General features: G+C 73.6%; 15 protein-coding genes. 12 read left to right on the forward strand and 3 right to left on the reverse strand.

Features of this window, described 5'->3' with window-relative positions; genetic code table 11:
* Positions 1-43: 43 nt before the first annotated feature.
* The 6 genes from NBH00_RS07055 to NBH00_RS25205 all read left to right on the forward strand — a co-directional run bounded on the left by NBH00_RS07055 (position 44) and on the right by NBH00_RS25205 (position 4,411).
* On the forward strand, positions 44-892 hold the full coding sequence (locus tag NBH00_RS07055) for a response regulator transcription factor (RefSeq protein ID WP_254572638.1): 849 nt from the start codon (positions 44-46) through the stop codon (positions 890-892).
* A gap of 29 nt (positions 893-921) precedes the next feature.
* Positions 922-1,284, forward strand: a complete 363-nt coding sequence (locus tag NBH00_RS07060) for a hypothetical protein (RefSeq protein WP_254572639.1) — start codon at positions 922-924, stop codon at positions 1,282-1,284.
* 200 nt (positions 1,285-1,484) lie between these two features.
* On the forward strand, positions 1,485-1,829 hold the full coding sequence (locus tag NBH00_RS07065; protein ID WP_254572640.1) for a hypothetical protein: 345 nt from the start codon (positions 1,485-1,487) through the stop codon (positions 1,827-1,829).
* A gap of 1 nt (position 1,830) precedes the next feature.
* The gene (locus NBH00_RS07070) at positions 1,831-2,340 is read left to right on the forward strand and encodes a hypothetical protein (RefSeq protein ID WP_254572641.1); all 510 of its coding nucleotides are present in this window, start codon (positions 1,831-1,833) and stop codon (positions 2,338-2,340) included.
* Positions 2,337-3,092, forward strand: a complete 756-nt coding sequence (locus tag NBH00_RS07075; protein WP_254572642.1) for a hypothetical protein — start codon at positions 2,337-2,339, stop codon at positions 3,090-3,092. The genes NBH00_RS07070 and NBH00_RS07075 overlap by 4 nt, the downstream gene beginning before the upstream one ends.
* Positions 3,089-4,411, forward strand: coding sequence for a transglycosylase SLT domain-containing protein (locus NBH00_RS25205; protein ID WP_302182711.1), 1,323 nt, complete (start codon positions 3,089-3,091; stop codon positions 4,409-4,411). The genes NBH00_RS07075 and NBH00_RS25205 overlap by 4 nt, the downstream gene beginning before the upstream one ends.
* A gap of 50 nt (positions 4,412-4,461) precedes the next feature.
* Here the strand turns inward: NBH00_RS25205 and NBH00_RS07090 are convergent, their stop codons facing one another.
* Together NBH00_RS07090 and NBH00_RS07095 are read right to left on the reverse strand one after the other, a co-directional pair.
* Positions 4,462-4,752, reverse strand: coding sequence for a hypothetical protein (locus NBH00_RS07090; protein WP_254572643.1), 291 nt, complete (start codon positions 4,750-4,752; stop codon positions 4,462-4,464).
* 171 nt (positions 4,753-4,923) lie between these two features.
* Positions 4,924-7,209 carry a molybdopterin-dependent oxidoreductase gene (locus NBH00_RS07095; RefSeq protein WP_254572644.1) on the reverse strand — a complete coding sequence of 762 codons (2,286 nt, stop codon included), beginning with the start codon at positions 7,207-7,209 and terminating at the stop codon, positions 4,924-4,926.
* Positions 7,210-7,234: 25 nt separating this feature from the next.
* Between NBH00_RS07095 and uvrC the strand changes: the two genes are divergently transcribed.
* Positions 7,235-9,124, forward strand: a complete 1,890-nt coding sequence (gene uvrC / locus NBH00_RS07100; RefSeq protein WP_254572645.1) for an excinuclease ABC subunit UvrC — start codon at positions 7,235-7,237, stop codon at positions 9,122-9,124.
* Between the two features lie 51 nt (positions 9,125-9,175).
* Here uvrC and NBH00_RS07105 read toward each other — a convergent pair whose 3' ends face one another.
* Positions 9,176-10,051 (reverse strand): DUF2127 domain-containing protein, encoded by an 876-nt coding sequence (locus NBH00_RS07105; protein WP_254572646.1) that lies wholly within the window; start codon positions 10,049-10,051, stop codon positions 9,176-9,178.
* A gap of 68 nt (positions 10,052-10,119) precedes the next feature.
* Here NBH00_RS07105 and rapZ point away from each other — a divergent pair, with 68 nt between their 5' ends.
* The 5 genes from rapZ to tpiA all read left to right on the forward strand — a co-directional run bounded on the left by rapZ (position 10,120) and on the right by tpiA (position 14,507).
* Positions 10,120-11,064 (forward strand): RNase adapter RapZ, encoded by a 945-nt coding sequence (gene rapZ / locus NBH00_RS07110; RefSeq protein ID WP_254572647.1) that lies wholly within the window; start codon positions 10,120-10,122, stop codon positions 11,062-11,064.
* Between the two features lie 45 nt (positions 11,065-11,109).
* Positions 11,110-11,487: a VOC family protein gene (locus tag NBH00_RS07115; protein WP_254572648.1), complete on the forward strand. Its 378-nt coding sequence runs from the start codon at positions 11,110-11,112 to the stop codon at positions 11,485-11,487.
* 90 nt (positions 11,488-11,577) lie between these two features.
* Entirely contained in the window at positions 11,578-12,576 is a 999-nt protein-coding gene (gene gap / locus NBH00_RS07120; protein WP_254572649.1) for a type I glyceraldehyde-3-phosphate dehydrogenase, read from the forward strand.
* A 33-nt stretch (positions 12,577-12,609) separates the two neighbouring features.
* The gene (locus tag NBH00_RS07125) at positions 12,610-13,755 is read left to right on the forward strand and encodes a phosphoglycerate kinase (RefSeq protein ID WP_254572650.1); all 1,146 of its coding nucleotides are present in this window, start codon (positions 12,610-12,612) and stop codon (positions 13,753-13,755) included.
* A complete protein-coding gene (tpiA, locus tag NBH00_RS07130; RefSeq protein WP_254572651.1) occupies positions 13,752-14,507 on the forward strand; it encodes a triose-phosphate isomerase in 756 nt (251 codons plus the stop codon). The genes NBH00_RS07125 and tpiA overlap by 4 nt, the downstream gene beginning before the upstream one ends.
* The last annotated feature ends 66 nt before the right edge of the window (positions 14,508-14,573 follow it).

Genomic DNA, 14,573 nt, shown 5'->3' on the forward strand with positions numbered 1-14,573 from the left:
GCTGAGGTATCCATCGTCCGGGGCTGGCGTACACTCGTTCGACATGACGGAACGGGTCTTCACCGGTGCCGACGCCGAGCGTCCGGCCACCAACCCGGGCGCTGCGCCGCTGCGGATCGCCGTGATCGACACGGATTCGGGATTCCTGCAGGTGCTGTCCAAGCGTCTGGATCGTCTCGGCTGGGAGTACCGCGTCCTCGCGAGCGGCGTCCCCACCGACACGATGGTCGCGATGCGCCTCGGCGCCGTGGTCATCGATCTGAGCGTGCTCGGGCCCCAGGCCTGGGAGTACCTCGAGAAGGTCGCCACCGAGATGCCCGGCCTCGCGGTCGTCGTCTGCACGGGGCAGTCCACCGTCGCCCAGCGCGTGCGGGGCCTGCGGCTCGGGGCCGACGACTGGCTGCAGAAGCCGTGCCACCCCGAGGAGCTCATCGCCCGCGTGGAGGCCGTCGTGCGTCGTCGCCGCCGCTCCGAGGCACGCGTCGAGGCCGGGCCGATCGCCGCCGGCGAGATCGAGATCCGCGCCGACCGCTTCCAGGCCTTCGTGGACGGCCTCTCCATCGACCTCACCCGCCGCGAGTTCGAGCTCATCGAGCTGCTCGCGTCCGCCGAGGGCCGCGTCCTCGAGCGCGAGGAGATCTACCAGCGCGTCTGGGGCTACGCGATGGCCCGCGGCGACCGCTCGGTCGACGTCTTCGTCCGCAAGCTGCGGCAGAAGCTCGAGAAGGCCTCGCCCGGCTGGCGCTACATCCACACGCACTTCGGCGTCGGCTACCGGTTCTCGCCGGAGCTTGCGGACGACACGCTCCCGGGGGACGCGGAGGCCGGGGCGATCGTCGCCGCCGAGCCCGCTGCGGCGCCTGCCCCGGCGCGCCAGGCCTCGCCGGTCTGACGCACCTCGCCGCGCCGTAGACTGACGGTGTGAACAACGGTCTGCGGAACTTCGGGATCATCGCCGTCCTGGCCCTGGCGATCGTCGCCCTGCCGGGCGGCGGCAACACCGCGGCGCTCATCGGTGGCCTGTTCTCGACGCTCATCCTCGCGTCGCTCGTCTTCGCCGCCTGGCGGATGTATCGCGAGAACCGCGTCGCGCTCTACGCCCTCGGGGACCAGGACCGCGCCCTGCTCTACGGCGGCGTCGCGGGCGTCGTCCTCGCGGCGGCCGGGGCGAGCAAGCTGCTTCGCGGCTCGGGCCCCGGCGTGATCCTCTGGCTCGCCCTCGTCGGCGGCGCGATCTTCGCGTTCGTCACGGTCTACCGGAACTTCAAGGCCTACAACATCTGAGGCGGCGCCTCGGGGCGCGCGGCTGGTGCTCGTTCCGGTGCACCGGCGCGGTGGATGGGAATCCGCGGTCGACCGGCACCCCCGATCCTTCGACCAGCGTGGTGGCTCCGCCGGCCCGCGCACTTCCGTCGCATTCCCCGCGCAGAGCCCGCACAGGAACGGGGTAGCGCTGTAACAGGCCCCCGCGGCATCGTCGTCCCATGGCACGACACGGGGACGACAGGGGGCAGGCGAGCGTCGAGCTCGCGGGCCTGCTCCCGCTCATCGCGGCCCTCGTGGTGCTGCTGTGGCAGGCGGTGGTCGCGGGACAGGCGGTGTGGCTCGCCGGGACGGCTGCCCGTGCCGCCGCCCGGGCCGAGGCCGTCGGGGGCGACCCCGCGGCCGCGGCCCGCGCCACGCTCCCGCCCGCGCTGAGACGCGGCCTGCGTGCCGAGCCCGAGCCGGACGGGGGGGTGCGCCTGCGGCTGCGCGTCCCGACCGTCGTGGGCGACCACCGGCTGGTGTCGGTCACCGCGCGGGCACGCTTCCGCCCGCAGGAGGGGTGAGGTGCGGGCTTCGCACGGCCGGGAGGCCGGGCAGGGGACCGTGGAGCTCGTCGCGCTCCTGCCGCTCGTCGTCGTCGTCGCACTTGCTGCCGCGCAGCTCCTCGCCGCGGGAGTCGCGCGTGAGCTCGCCGCCCATGCGGCGGAGAACGGCGCCATCGCGCTCGCCGACGGTGAGGACGCGGGCGACGCCGTGCGGACCGCCCTGCCGGGGTGGGCGCGCGGTGCCGTCCGCGTCGTCGTCCGCGGCCGCGAGGTCCGGGTGCGGCTCACGCCGGTCACCGTCTTCCCAGGGGCGGGACGCGCGCTGGCGTCGGAGGCACGGGCCGACGCGGGGCCCGCGGCCGGCGCGGGTCCGGGCGGGGCGCGCGGCCCTGCGCCGACGGCGCTCGGCGCCGTGTCGGCGCCGACACGCGACGACCCCGGCGCGGCGCCCGCCGCCGACCACGGCGACGCGGCTGCCGCGGCGGCACGCGCCGGTTCATCCTCACGCGTCGACGGCGAGGCGCCGTGAGCGCGCTCGCCGCACGCGTCGCCGCGTTCCTCGTCGCTCCGGCCTTCCCGGCGGCCGGCGAGGCGGCAGGCGACCGCGACGATCACGACGGTCGTGACCTCGCTGCCGCCCTGCCGCCCATCGCGGGCGACCGGGACGCGCAAGCGCGGGCCGCGGGGCGAGCAGCCTCGACCCCGCCGTCGGCGCAGATCACGCTGCTCGGCGGCGGTGGCGCCGCCGGTCCGCTCGCCGTCGACGTCGCGCGGGCGGTGGCCACCCGTGAGCGCCGGCGCGTCGCCGTGACCGCCGTCTGGGGCGGTCCCGCCCCCGCCGCGCCACGGGGCCCGGCGATCGCCCGCGCGGAGCGGCTGGCCGTGGAGCTCGCCGCGCTGCCGGTGCTGTCGGCCGGCGCCGTCACCGCCGGAGGCACGGGGATCGTCGTCGTGCTGCCCGCCGACCCGTCGTCCGCGGTGGCGGCGCTCGGCGACGTCCGCGCGGCCGCGGGCGGCGATGCCTCGCTGGTCCTCGTGGTCGGCGCGCCACGGCCGGCGGCCCTCGACCGGGTCCTCGCCGATCAGGACGTCATCGCGCTCGTCCTCCCGGCCGACGCCGTCGCGGGCCTGGAGGCTCTCGCGGTCGAGGCGCTCGGTGCCCTCGCGCCCGGCGCCGCGGTCGTGACGGTCGCCGTCCCGGGGACGGCGCTCCCCCGTCCGCTGCGCCACCGGCCGCTCGTCCGCCGGATCGTCGACGCCCTGGACGGCCCCGATGCGTGAGGACCGCGGCCAGGCCTCCGTCCTCCTCGTGGGGCTGCTCGCCGCGATCCTCGTCGGGGCGCTCGTGCTCGGCGGGGTCGCGACCGGGCTCGGCGGACGCGGCGACCAGCAGCAGGCCGCCGACCTCGCGGCCCTGGCGGCCGCGCGGGCGCTCCAGGAGGCCTACCCGCACGGTCTTCGAGCCCACGGAGGTCGACGGCCTGCCGAACCGCAACCACCTCGAGCGGGAGCAGTACCTCGCGCTCGGCCGCCGCGCCGCCGAGCGGACCGCTCGGCGCAACGGGGTGCAGCAGGTCGCGGTGACCTACCCGGACGGGGACCGCTCGCCCGCCCCGGTGCGGGTCCGCGTGCGGGTGCTCGACGACCTCACGGTGTCCGGTGAACCCACCGACGTCGACCCCGGCCCGGCCGGCGGCGTTCGCGCGGACGCCGAGCTCGTGCCGGCGGGCACGCTCGGCTACGCGTCGGGCGACGCGGCGCAGGGGGAGTACCCGGGGCCGTACGCCTACCGCTCGGGCAAGCCCATGCGCCCCGACGTGGCCGTCGCGTTCGACCGGCTCGCGGCCGGGGCGGCGAGGGCCGGCATCACGCTCTACGTCGTCAGCGGCTACCGCAGCAACGCCGAGCAGGCCGTCCTCTTCGCCGCCCATCCGGACCCGAAGTGGGTCGCGCCGCCGGGCACGTCGCTGCACCGCCTCGGCACCGAGCTCGACCTCGGCCCGGCGACCGCCTACGGCTGGCTCGACGCGCACGCCGGCGACTACCATTTCGTGCGCCGGTACCCGTGGGAGCCGTGGCATTTCGGGTACACGCTGAACGCCTCGTCGAGCGCGCGCGGGGCGACGAGCGTGGGGGTCGCGGACCGCCGGACCTCGCTGCCGAGCTTCGTCCCGGCGCGGTACGCCCCGCTCCTCGCACGGGCGGCGCAGCGGTGGAACGTCTCCGCGGCGCTGCTCGCGGCGCAGCTGTACCAGGAGTCCGGGTTCAACCCGTTCGCCCGGTCGGGGGCGGGTGCGCAGGGGATCGCGCAGTTCATGCCGGGAACCGCGGCGCAGTACGGCCTGATCGACCCGTTCGACGCGCCGGCGGCCATCGAGGCGCAGGCCCACCTCATGCGGGACCTCCTGCGGCAGTTCGGCTCGGTGCCGCTCGCGCTGGCGGCGTACAACGCGGGACCGAAGCGCGTGCAGGCGTGCGGGTGCATCCCGCCGATCCCCGAGACCCAGGCGTACGTCGCCGCGATCCTCGGGCTGCTCCACGGCGCGGGCGACCCGTCCGGCGCCGGCGCGGCGACGCTTGCGGTGAGGCTCGTGCGATGAGGCCGCCGGCGCCCGGCGGCCGGCCAGGGATGCGCGGGAGGGCGGGGCGCCTACATCCGGACGTCGATGCCGACGTCGTAGACGTGCTTGCTCACCATCGAGCCGACGCCGTCGGGCGGGGACATCGACTGCAGCACGGGCTCGCTCGCGTCCAGGTCGGCCTCGCTGGCGAAGAGCCCGATCATGAGCGCTCGGCCGGCGTCCGGCTCGACGAGCATCGTGAACCCGGTGCTGACGACCCCTTCCGGCGGCCCGGAGGGGGCACGCTGCTGCATCTCGGCGGCGGCGGCGCGGAGGGCATCGGCACTGCCGCCCTCCCAGGCGGTGACTCGAGCGAGCATGACGGGAGGCCTTTCTGTCGGACGTGGCTGAAGAGCGCCTACGCGCCGACGATACGCCCGGCGACCAAGGCCCGACAAGCAGAATTCCGGAAGGTTGCGGCAGATGACGCGCGAGCGACGATGCTCGACGCCGGATGCACCTCATCGGTGCATCCGGCGTCACGCATCGGGTCAGGCGCCGACCGCGACCGCCACCGGCGCCAGGGTCACCGCGATCCCGTTCAGGATCGCGGTCCCGCTCAGCGGCTCGAGGTCCTGGTCGTCGGCGAGGACGTTCGAGTTCACGCCGGCGTGTGCGGTGGCGACCGCCATCGCGGTGCCGGGCTGGTCGTGACCCCAGCCGTGGGGGATCGACACGACGCCCGGCATGACGTCGTCGGTGACCTGGACGGGGACCTCGATCGTGCCGGTCCGGGCGCTCACGATCGTCGGCTCGCCGTCGGTGAGACCGAGGCGGGCGGCGTCGTCGGGGTGGACCCAGACGGTGCAGCGGTCCTTGCCCTTCACGAGCGGCTCGAGGTTGTGCATCCACGAGTTGTTCGACCGCAGGTCACGCCGCCCGACGAGGCGGAGCGGGCGGTCGGGCGCGTCGGAGTCCGCTTCGGCGGCCCAGGCGACGAGCCGCTCGTGGAGGCGGTCGACGTCGGCGACGAGGGCCTCGGGGGCGAGCTCGATCTTTCCCGACGGCGTCCGCAGCACGTCGGGAAGGCGCGGCTTGAGGGCCCCGAGGTCGATGCCGTGCGGTGCCGCCTCGAGCGCCGCGAGCGACAGGGTCCCGTCGCCGGCACCGAAGCCGTCGCCGTACGGGCCCACGCGGAGCAGCAGGTCGAGGAGCCGCTCGGGGCCGACGCGCGGGGCGAGCGCCGCCAGGATCTCGTCGACCTCGCGGCCGGCGATGGGGGAACCGGTCGTCCCGGCCTCGCGGCGCACCGCCTCGCCCGCGACGAAGGCGTCGATCGCGCCGACGTCCGCGTCCGGCCCCTGGCCGGTGACGACGCCGACGAGGCGCAGGAGGGTGCGCCACTCGGTGGGCGTGCCCTCCGGCGGGTCGAAGAGCGGCGGCGAGTAGTTCGCGACGTCGCGCACCCCGAACGCGTAGAGCGCGACGTCGTAGTGGGAGCGCTCGAGGGGGGACAGGCCGGGCAGGATGACGTCGGCGTGGCGGGTCGTCTCGTTGAGGTAGATGTCGATCGCCACCATGAAGTCGAGCTCGCCGAGGGCGCTCGCGAGCCGGTCGCTGTTCGGCGTCGAGACGGCCGGGTTGCCGGCGACGGTGATGAGCGCGCGGATCTGGCCGGCACCGGGCGTCTGGATCTCCTCGGCGAGGACCGACGCGGGCAGCTCACCGAAGACCTCACCGAGCCCGCGGACGCGCGAGCTGAAGCGACCGGTACGGACCCCGCGTCCGCGACCGGGTGCGCCGCTCGTGTTGGGCGAGCCCACGGCGGGGGTCGAGAACATCGCCCCGCCGGGCCGGTCGAGGTTGCCGGTGAGGACGTTCAGGACGTCGACGAGCCACGAGGCCGTCGTCCCGAAAGCGGTCGTCGTGGTGCCGATGCGCCCGTAGACGGCGGCGGACGGCGCGGCGGCGAGTTCACGCGCGAGGCGCCGGATCGTGCCGGCGTCGATCCCGCAGGCGGCGGCGACCTCCTCGGGCGGGAATCCCTCCGCGAGCTCGACGACGCGATCGACGCCGTCGACGAGGCCGTCGAGGTGCTCGCCCGGCGCGACGAGACCCTCGGTGACGAGGACGTTGACCATCGCGAACAGCAGGAGGGCGTCGGTGCCGGGACGGACGAAGACGTGCTCGTCGGCGACCTGCGCGGTACGGGTGCGCCGCGGGTCGACGACGACGACCTTGCCGCCGCGCTCCTGGATCGCGCGCAGCCGGCCGCGCACGTCGGGCGCGGTCATGAGCGAGCCGTTCGACGCGAGCGGGTTCGCGCCGAGGATGAGGAGGTGGTCGGTGCGGTCGAGGTCGGGGATCGGGACGCTCAGCGCGGTGCCGAACATGAGCCCCGAGGCGAGCTGCTTCGGGTACTGGTCGACGGTCGAGGCGGAGGTGATGTTCTTCGTCCCGAGCGCCTTGAGCAGCACGCGGGTGTAGAGCAGCAGCGAGAGGTTGTGCGCGCCGGGATTGCCGAGGTACGCGGCGACCGCGTCCCGGCCGTGCTCGGCGAGGATGGGGGAGAGGCGGCGGTCGATCTCCGCGAAGGCCTCGTCCCACGTCGCCTCGCCGAAGCTCCCGTCGGGCTGCTTGACGAGCGGGACCCGCAGGCGGTCAGGGTCCTCGTGGAGCGCCGCGAGCGAGCCGCCCTTCGGGCAGATGAAGCCCTTGGAGAAGACGTCGTCCTCGTCGCCGCGGATCTTCGTCACCCGCCCGTCGACGGCGGTCACCTGCAGTCCGCAGGTCGCCTCGCACAGGGGACAGGTCTGCACGCTCACGGTCTCGCCCATGCCTCTGACCCTATCCTCGGTCACGGTGAGTTCCAACGGGCAATCAGAGGGTCGCAGGGCCCGCCTGGCCGCACAGCGCAAGAAGCTCCCCGATGGTCCCGGCGTCTACCTGTTCCGGGACGAGAAGGGGAAGGTCATCTACGTCGGGAAGGCCATCTCCATCCGCAAGCGGGTGTCGTCGCACTTCTCGAACCCGGTGACGCGTGGCGCCGTCGAGATGACGGACGTCATCGACAGCGTCGAGTTCGTCCTCGTCTCCTCCGAGACCGAGGCGCTGCTCGCGGAGCAGGGCTTCATCAAGCAGTACCGGCCCCGGTTCAACATCCGGCTGCGGGATGACAAGAGCTACCCGTACATCGCGATCTCGATGGACGAGGACTACCCGCGGGTGTACTTCACGCGGGAGCGGCACCGGCGCAGCCGGCTGTACTTCGGCCCGTACTCGAACGCGAAGCGCGTGCGGTCGACGCTCGACACGCTCGGGAAGGTCTTCATGATCCGCTCGTGCACCGGGCCCGAGCCCGGCCGGCGCAGCGGGTCGCCGTGCCTGGACTTCCACATCAAGCGGTGCGGGGCGCCGTGTGTCGGCTACGTCACGAAGGAGGAGTACCGGGAGGGGATCGACGGGGTCGTCCGCTTCCTCTCCGGCCGCTACCGCGACATCGAGCTCGAGCTCGAGCAGCGGATGAAGGACGCCGCCGCGGTGCAGGAGTACGAGCAGGCCGCGGTCGAGCACAACCGGCTGCGCGCGGTGCGGTCGCTGCTCGAGCGCCAGCGGGTCTCCAAGGAGTCGGTCGGCACGCTCGACTGCGTCGCGATCGCCGTCGAGGGGACGGACGCGAACGCGCAGGTCTTCCAGATCCGCGACGGCGTCCTCTCCGACCGCCAGTCCTTCTACCTCGAGAACCTCACCGAGTCGCCGATCGGCGAGGTCGCGCGCGAGTTCGTCCTGCAGTACTACGCGGGGGCGATCGCGATCCCGCCGCAGATCGTCGTCCAGGGCGGCTTCGAGGACGCCGAGGCGACGGCCGGCGCGCTGAGCGAGCGGCGCGGGTCCAAGGTCGAGGTGCGGCTCGCCGAGCGCGGCGACAAGCGGCGGCTGCTCGACCTCGCGGAGCGCAACGCGCAGCTCGCGCTCGACCAGGAGAAGCTGAAGTCCGAGCGCAAGCGCCAGCAGCGCGTCGAGGCGCTCGACGGCCTGCAGGACGCGCTCGGCCTCGACGTCCTGCCGCTGCGGATCGAGTGCTTCGACATCTCGACGCTCATGGGGACGCACACCGTCGCCTCGATGGTCGTCTTCGAGGGGGGCGCGCCGAAGAAGTCCGACTACCGGCGCTTCACGATCCGCGGGAACACCGAGGGCGTGCCGGACGACTTCGCGGCGATGGAGGAGGTGCTCTCGCGGCGGCTGAAGCAGTGGGAGGCCCAGCAGGACCTCAGCCCGCACGACCCGAACCGCAACGAGTCCTTCGCGACGCTCCCGAACGTCGTCGTCATCGACGGCGGGCCGGGGCAGCTCGCGGCCGGGCTCCGCGCGCTCGACGGCTGGCGGGAGCGCGGCGTCGCGATCGTCTCGCTCGCCAAGCGCATCGAGGAGGTCTTCACGCCCGGCGTCCGCGAGCCGATCCGCCTCGCGCACGACACGCCCGAGCTGCAGCTGCTGCAGCGGGTCCGCGACGAGGCGCACCGGTTCGCGATCAGCCACCACCGCATCCGCCGCGACGGTGCGATGCTCACGAGCGCGCTCGACTCGCTGCCCGGCGTCGGCCCGGCGCGCAAGCGGGTCCTGCTGAAGCACTTCGGCTCCCCGGAGGCGGTGCTCAGCGCCTCCCGCGAGGACCTCGAGGCGGTGCCCGGCCTGCCGGGGAAGACCGCCCGCGAGGTCTTCACCTTCCTGCACCGGACCTCGGGCTGAGGCCGGGGGCGGGGGACCGCCTCCGGGCGCCTTGCCCGACCCGGACGGCCCCTAGGACCGCTTCGGCGCGCTGGCCTCCAGGGCCGCCCACCCGACGTCCGCCTCGCGCAGCGCGTGCTCGGCGGCGACCCCGCCGCGCAGCCCGAAGAGGCGCTTGGCGAGCAGGAGGTAGACGACGACCGCGACGTTGAGGACGAACGCGCCCGCCTTGAAGACCGTGAGGTGGTGGGCGAGCTCGTAGACCTCGACGGGCAGGAGCGACGCGGTGACGATGAGCGTCAGGTACTCGGCCCAGCGTCTCGCGTACCAGAGGCCGACCGCCTCGACGCCCTCGACGAGCGCGTAGACGAGGGCGACGACGGCGAACAGATGCAGGCGCGAGGACTGCAGCGAGAAGAGCCGGTCGACGTCGTGGAACAGCCCGCTCTTCGCGTGCGCGTCGCTCGCGACGCCGCCCTGCAGGTCGGTGACGACCCGGTAGACGGTGTGCTTCAGGTCGGCGCGGTTCGCGCTGAAGAGGAGGATCGCGCCGGAGATGGCCGCGAGGACGAGGAAGTGGAGCGCGCGGTCGACCGCGATGAGCCGCAGGATGATGCGGTCGCGCAGCGGGCGCCCGCGGAGCGGCAGCTCGATGTCGTCCCGGTCGGGCGGGAACTCGCGGGTCCGTGGAACACCGCCCACCCCGCCCACGCCGTGCTCGGCGACCGGCAGCCACGAGTCGCAGCGCAGGCAGCGGTGCCAGCGGACGCCGTCGCGGTCCTCGGCGAGGACGGCGTCCTCCGGGCGCAGGCGCCGCGCGTCGAGGCCGACGAGCAGGTGGCCGCTCGTCCCGCATACGAGCAGCTCCCAGTGAAAGCGCGGGACGAACCGCGCCGGCCGCTCGTGACGGACCCCCGGGAGCGGGCGCGGCTGGGCGGGCGACGGCACGCGTCGAGCGTAGTGGTGCGCGAACGGCCCCGCCACGGCGCCCGGCCCGGCCGGTCATCATGCAGGGCATGGTCCCCACCCCCGAGGATGCGCCCGGCCCGCCGGCCACGGCGACCCCCGCGCCGGACGCCACGCCCTCGCGGCTCCAGGACCTCGTCGTCATCACCGGCTTCAGTGGCGCCGGCAAGTCGACGGCGATGAACGTGTTCGAGGACGCCGGCTACTTCTGCGTCGACAACCTGCCGCCGGAGATGATCCGCAGCCTCGTCGACCTCTTCATGCACGAGGGGTCGAAGGTCGAGCACGCCGCCGTCGTCTCCGATGTCCGCGGCGGTGAGTTCTTCGAGACGCTGAGCGCCGTCGTCGACGGGATGGCGACGCTCGAGGTCGCCCACCGCCTGCTCTTCCTCGACGCCGACGAGCAGACGCTCATGAACCGCTACAAGGAGACGCGCCGCCGGCACCCGCTCGCGCCGCACTCGTCGATCGCGACCGGGATCGCGGCCGAGCGCTCGGTCCTCGAGCCGCTCAAGCAGCGGGCCGATTTCGTCGTCGACACGACGGGCCTCAGCGCCGCCGAGCTGCGGCGCCGCATCGCCGCCGAGTACCTGCCGCGCCAGAGCGCCGGCCGCCTCGCCGTCACCTTCCAGTCCTTCGGGTTCAAGCACGGCCCGCCGCGCGACGCCGACCTCTCCTTCGACGTCCGCTTCCTCCCGAACCCGCACTACGTCCCGGACCTGCGGATGCTCACGGGGCGCGACCAGCGCGTCGTCGACTACGTCGCCCGCGAGGGGCACCTCGCCGACTTCTACGAGCGGCTCATCCCGCTGCTCGACTTCCTCCTGCCGCAGTACCAGGCCGAGGGCAAGTCGCACCTCATGGTCGCGGTCGGCTGCACCGGCGGCCGCCACCGGTCGGTCGCGATCGCCGAGCACCTCGCCGCGCGCTACCGCGATCGCGAGGACCTCTTCGTCGAGGTGGCCCACCGGGACGCCGACCGGGCGAAGCCCTAGGGCCCAGCCCTGACCGTCCGCCGCACCGGCGACGATTCCGGGCTGATGTTCGACCACATCGGCCTGGAGGTCTCCGACCTCGCCCGCTCCGCCGCGTTCTACGACGCGATCATGCACCGCCTCGGCGGCCGCCGCATGCACGAGTCGCCGCGCGCGATCGCCTACGGGCGCACCCGCGCGTCGCTGTGGATCGTCGAGCGCGGCGGCGCCGTCCCGCAGGCGGGCGCCGCGTCGTGGGGGCACGTCGCGCTCACCGCCGTCGGCAAGGCCGCGGTCGACGCGGCGTACGAGGCGGGGATCGCCGCGGGGGGCACCGACGACGGCCCGCCCGGCCCGCGGCCGCAGTACGGCTCCCGCTACTACGCCGCTTACCTGTGCGACCCCGACGGGGTCCGCGTGGAGGTCGTCGCCGGGGCGCATTGAGTAAGGTCCGGCGCACTGTCGAGCGCCCGGGTCGCCAGCTGAGCGGGTCCCCAGCTCACGATTCACCACCCTCCAGGAAGGTCCGATCACATGTCCGTACGCGTCGGCATCAACGGCTTCGGCCGCATCGGCCGCAACGTTTTCCGCGCTGCCAAGGCGGCAGGCGCCGACATCGAGTTCGTTGCGTTCAACGACCTCACCGACAACGCCACGCTGGCGCACCTCGTGAAGTACGACTCGATCCTCGGGCCGTTCCCGGGGACCGTCGAGGCGTCGGACGCCGGCATCGTGATCGACGGCACGGAGATCCGCGTCTTCGAGGAGAAGGACCCGGCGAAGATCGACTGGAACTCGGTCGGCGCCGACATCGTCATCGAGTCGACCGGCTTCTTCACGAAGGCCGAGGCCGCGAGCGCCCACATGGGCGGCTCGGTCAAGAAGGTCGTCATCTCCGCGCCCGCGAGCGGCGAGGACATCACGGTCGTCCTGGGCGTGAACTTCGACCAGTACGACAAGGAGCAGCACCACATCATCTCCAACGCGTCGTGCACGACGAACTGCCTCGCGCCGTTCGCCAAGGCGGTCAACGACGCGGTCGGCATCGAGCACGGCCTCATGACGACGATCCACGCGTACACGGGTGACCAGCGCCTGCTCGACGCGCCGCACGCCGACCTGCGCCGCGCGCGCTCGGCCGCGACGAACCTCGTCCCCGCGTCGACCGGCGCCGCGAAGGCCGTCGGCCTCGTCCTTCCGGAGCTCAAGGGCAAGCTGTCCGGCTTCGCGGTCCGCGCCCCCGTCCCGACGGGCTCGGTCGTCGACCTGACGATCCGCACCGCGCGCGAGACGACGGTCGAGGAGATCAACGCCGCGGTCAAGGCGGCGGCGGACGGCCCGATGAAGGGCATCCTCGCCTACACCGAGGACCCGATCGTCTCGAGCGACATCGTCACCGACCCGCACAGCTCGATCTTCGACTCGCTGCTCACCGCGCAGATCGACGGCCGCCTCGTGAAGGTCGTGTCCTGGTACGACAACGAGTGGGGCTACTCGAACCGCGTCGTCGATCTCGTCCAGCAGATCCTCTAGGACGCAGTGGGCGACGGCACGGAAGCTCCGCGGATGCGGACCCTCGACGACCTGGAGCTCGACGGCGCGCGCGTCGTCGTCCGCGTGGACTTCAACGTCCCGCTCGACGGCCTCCGGATCACCGACGACACCCGCATCCGCGCGGCGCTGCCGACGATCGCCGCGCTGCGCGAGCGCGGCGCCGCGCAGATCGTGCTGCTCGCCCACCTCGGGCGCCCGAAGGCGCGCGAGCCGGAGTTCTCGCTCGCCCCCGTCGCCGCCCGCCTCGGGGAGCTGCTCGGCCTCGACGTGCCGCTCGCCTCCGAGCCGGAGCGCGACGAGCTCGGCGACGGCCCCGTCGTCATGGTCGAGAACGTCCGCTACTTCCCGGGGGAGACGAAGGACGACGCGGACCTCGCCGCCCGCTACGCGGCGCTCGGCGACGTCTACGTCGACGACGCCTTCGGGGCCGCACACCGCGCGCACGCGTCGAACCACGGCGTCGCGAAGCTCCTCCCCTCGGCCGCCGGCCTCCTGCTGCAGCGCGAGGTGGAGACGCTCACCGGCATCCTGGCGAACCCCGGCCGCCCGCTCGTGGCGATCGTCGGCGGGTCGAAGGTGACGGACAAGATCGGCGTCCTGGAGGCCTTCCTCGACCGCGCGGACACCGTCCTCGTCGGCGGCGCCATGTGCTTCCCGTTCTTCGCCGCCCAGGGCATCGGCGTCGGGTCCTCGCTCTGCGAGGAGGAGGGCATCGAACCGGCGCGGCAGGTGCTGGTGAAGGCCCGGGAGGGGCAGCTCAGGCTCCCCGTCGATCTGACGCTCGGCCGGTCGTTCGCGGCCGACACCGAGACGCAGCACGTCGACGGCACCGAGACGCCGGACGGCTGGATGGGACTCGACGTCGGCCCGAGGACCGCCGCGGAGTACGCGGCGATCATCGAGGCCGCCGGCTCCGTGTTCTGGAACGGCCCGATGGGCGCCTTCGAGCTCGAGCCGTTCGAGCCGGGCACCCGGGCCGTCGCCGAGGCGATGGCGAGGACGTCGGCCACCACGGTGGTCGGCGGCGGCGACAGCGCAGCGGCCCTGAAGCAGTTCGGCCTGGATGATCAGGTCACCCATCTCTCCACCGGAGGCGGCGCCTCCCTGGAGCTCATCGAGGGCAAGCGCCTTCCCGGAGTCGAGGTTCTTTCGTCATGAGTCGCACCCCCTTCATCGCGGGCAACTGGAAGATGCACAAGACGGTCGAGGAGGCCGAGGAGTTCATCCAGGGCCTGCTTCCCCGCGTCTACGCGGCGGACGCCGTGGACGTCGGGATCTGCGTCCCGTACACGGCGCTGACGCCGATGGTCGACTCGACCCGCGGCTCGCGCGTCGGCGTCTACGCCCAGAACATGCACTGGGCCGACCAGGGCGCGTACACCGGCGAGGTGAGCGCCCCGATGCTCACCGAGCTCGAGGTGACGGGCGTCGTCCTCGGCCACTCCGAGCGCCGCCAGTACTTCGGCGAGACCGACGAGGCGCTGCAGAAGAAGGTCCCCGTCGCCCTCGCGGCCGGCCTCACGACGATCCTCTGCGTCGGCGAGACCGAGGACGAGCGCGAGCGCGGCGACACCGAGCGCAAGCTCCGCCACCAGATCCTCGAGGGCCTCGAGAAGGTCCCGCTCGACCGCCTCGGCGAGGTCGTCATCGCCTACGAGCCGATCTGGGCGATCGGCACCGGCCTCACCGCGACCCCGCAGCAGGCGCAGGACGCCTGCGCGTTCTGCCGCGCGCTCGTCGCCCACTTCTCCAAGGACGCCGCCGAGAAGGTGCGCGTGCTCTACGGCGGGTCGGTCAAGCCCGACAACGCCAAGGAGCTCCTCGCCCTCGCGGACGTCGACGGCGCGCTCGTCGGCGGCGCCTCGCTCGACCCGGACTCGCTCGGCGACATCGTGGATGCGGCCGCCTGAGTCGACTGCGTCGACCGGTCGCCCGCATCCACTGCGAGTTCCTCGGCTGCGCCTCGGAACGTCGCG

It is taken from the genome of Paraconexibacter antarcticus (genome assembly GCF_024220175.1).
Taxonomy (GTDB): Bacteria; Actinomycetota; Thermoleophilia; order Solirubrobacterales; family Solirubrobacteraceae; genus Paraconexibacter; species Paraconexibacter antarcticus.

Excerpts from the sequence above, each read along its gene's own strand:
- tpiA (WP_254572651.1), top strand. The coding sequence starts at position 13,752 with ATGAGTCGCACCCCCTTCATCGCGGGCAACTGGAAGATGCACAAGACG.
- NBH00_RS07095 (WP_254572644.1), bottom strand. The coding sequence starts at position 7,209 with ATGGGCGAGACCGTGAGCGTGCAGACCTGTCCCCTGTGCGAGGCGACC.
- gap (WP_254572649.1), top strand. The coding sequence starts at position 11,578 with ATGTCCGTACGCGTCGGCATCAACGGCTTCGGCCGCATCGGCCGCAAC.
- NBH00_RS07115 (WP_254572648.1), top strand. The coding sequence starts at position 11,110 with ATGTTCGACCACATCGGCCTGGAGGTCTCCGACCTCGCCCGCTCCGCC.
- NBH00_RS07090 (WP_254572643.1), bottom strand. The coding sequence starts at position 4,752 with ATGCTCGCTCGAGTCACCGCCTGGGAGGGCGGCAGTGCCGATGCCCTC.
- NBH00_RS07055 (WP_254572638.1), top strand. The coding sequence starts at position 44 with ATGACGGAACGGGTCTTCACCGGTGCCGACGCCGAGCGTCCGGCCACC.
- NBH00_RS07065 (WP_254572640.1), top strand. The coding sequence starts at position 1,485 with ATGGCACGACACGGGGACGACAGGGGGCAGGCGAGCGTCGAGCTCGCG.
- rapZ (WP_254572647.1), top strand. The coding sequence starts at position 10,120 with ATGGTCCCCACCCCCGAGGATGCGCCCGGCCCGCCGGCCACGGCGACC.
- NBH00_RS07125 (WP_254572650.1), top strand. The coding sequence starts at position 12,610 with ATGCGGACCCTCGACGACCTGGAGCTCGACGGCGCGCGCGTCGTCGTC.